General features: G+C 44.8%; 1 protein-coding gene. It reads left to right on the forward strand.

What is annotated here, in order from left to right; translation table 11 throughout:
* Window positions 1–132 precede the first annotated feature (132 nt).
* A complete protein-coding gene (locus S1OALGB6SA_RS07870) occupies window positions 133–519 on the forward strand; it encodes a helix-turn-helix domain-containing protein (protein WP_124033100.1) in 387 nt (128 codons plus the stop codon).
* Window positions 520–748 lie beyond the last annotated feature (229 nt).

Consider the following 748-nt stretch of genomic DNA (forward strand, 5'->3'; position numbering starts at 1 on the left):
GGGCCTCTTCACCGCTCTAACAGAGCGGGGTCTTGTAAAAGTGTGTCAAGTAGTTGACTCAACTTTCTAACATTTCCAACATTATGTTATCATTACTATTATTGTCAAGTGTTAAATGAGAATAATTGTAAAATGCAAATAATGCCCAAATCACCCAAGTACCAACTCAAATCCCTCGAACAGGAACTGACGATCGGAGAGCGTATTGCAAAAATCCGAAAACAGCAGGGTCTGACCCAGAAAGTCCTAGCCAAGAAGATCGGTGTGAAGCAGTATTTGATTTCCGACTATGAACGAGGACGAATCCGTCTCTATGATGAGATGGTGGCCCGATTCGCCTTGGCACTCAATGTTAGCGCTGACAAAATTTTAGGCATTTCTTCAAAAACCGGTGAAACGGAAGAAATTCCTCTCCGTCTAAGTAAACGTATTCAAAAAATCCAGCTATTACCTGCATCAAAACAAAAAAGACTTTTAGCTTCAATTGACGACACCCTCAAAGCAAATCTGCTCCCTTAGACCTGCTCTCCTAAGAATTCCTCCCCCTCGCCCCAAGCGGCTCATCCAGGGCCTTTAGGTATCAGCTTGCAGATAGCAAATCCCTTAGCCAAACCTCTCCCTACGAAGCCTCATAAACGAGCTTTGAGCTTCCTAAGCCAATCTAAGCCCCACAGCCTGCAAGCCGATACCGCTCTTGCTAGTCGATAATGCAGCATTATCGACAGCAAAAGCTCCTAAAGGCCCTCAC

The organism is Olavius algarvensis spirochete endosymbiont, assembly GCA_900608495.1.
In the GTDB taxonomy this organism is placed as follows: Bacteria; Spirochaetota; Spirochaetia; order DSM-2461; family DSM-2461; genus UBA2779.

What these genes read in the sequence shown, in the direction of transcription:
- S1OALGB6SA_RS07870 (WP_124033100.1), top strand. Translation starts at nt 133, where the DNA reads ATGCAAATAATGCCCAAATCACCCAAGTACCAACTCAAATCCCTCGAA.